Genomic DNA, 1,115 nt, shown 5'->3' on the forward strand with positions numbered 1-1,115 from the left:
CCTCATCCTTGTACGTTGCCGAAGGTGTATGATTGTCTCCAGCGGCGGAGGTGCGTGTCATCCCCGAACCTTGAGTTCGTACCTCAGCGAGTGCCTTCGCCGCATTGAATCCGCTCGAACGGTTGAACGGGTTTCGAACCCGCGTAGCAAGGAGGAGCATGCGATGAATGCGATAGATGTAGCCTGCCCGGTCATGGCCGGGATCGATGTTTCGAAGGCCTGGCTCGATGTGGCGGTCAGCGATAGTGACAGGGTCGATCGCTTTGCCAACGACGCAGCAGGTTGTGCGGCATTGTCCGAGCGCCTCGGCAATGCCGAACTGGTGGCCCTTGAGGCGACCGGCGGATACGAGATGCGCATGGTGCGGTCTCTTCTGGCGGTCGGTGTTCCCGTCGCCGTGATCAATCCCCGACAGGTGCGCCATTTCGCCCTAGCCAGTGGGCGCCTGGCTAAGACGGATCGGCTGGATGCCCACGTAATCCTGCACTTCGCTCGGGTGTTTCGACCAGCGCCGATGCCCGATCTCGGCGAGCGGCACGCCTCCTTGACCGCGCTCGTCGCCAGACGGCGCCAACTGATCGACATGGCGGTCGCGGAGAAGAACCGCCTCGAACATGCGCCGCAAGCGCTCGTCCCTCTGATCAACCAGGTCCAAGCCCTCCTCAAGGCCCAACTGACCACGGTCGATGCCGCCATCGCGACGACCATCGATCAGCAGCCGGACCTTGCCGCAAGGCGTGATATCCTTCTCTCCGTGCCAGGGATCGGCGACGTCGCAGCCGCTGTGATTATTGCGGAACTTCCCGAACTCGGGGCCATCGATGACAAGAAGCTCTCCGCTCTCGTCGGCGTCGCACCCATTGTCCGTGACAGCGGAACCCTGTGCGGACAGCGCCATATCGGCGGTGGTCGCCCAACCGTCCGATGTGCCCTGTACATGGCAACCCTGTCCGCCATCCGATGCAATGCCCCCATCAAAGCCTTCTACACCCGCCTGAGAGATGCAGGAAGACCACCAAAGGTCGCCATCGTCGCCGCCATGCGAAAGCTCATCACAATGATCAACACAATCGTCAAAAGACAGGTGTTCTGGGAAAACCAAAAACACGGTTGCT

At 61.2% G+C, this 1,115-nt stretch carries 1 protein-coding gene; it reads left to right on the forward strand.

All coding sequences use genetic code 11. From position 1 onward, the window contains the following. Window positions 1-193: 193 nt before the first annotated feature. Window positions 194-1,115, forward strand: a 922-nt coding sequence (locus DFR52_RS24120) for an IS110 family RNA-guided transposase (protein ID WP_110034638.1), incomplete at its 3' end; no start/stop codon positions are given.

This window comes from Hoeflea marina, assembly GCF_003182275.1.
GTDB lineage: Bacteria > Pseudomonadota > Alphaproteobacteria > Rhizobiales > Rhizobiaceae > Hoeflea > Hoeflea marina.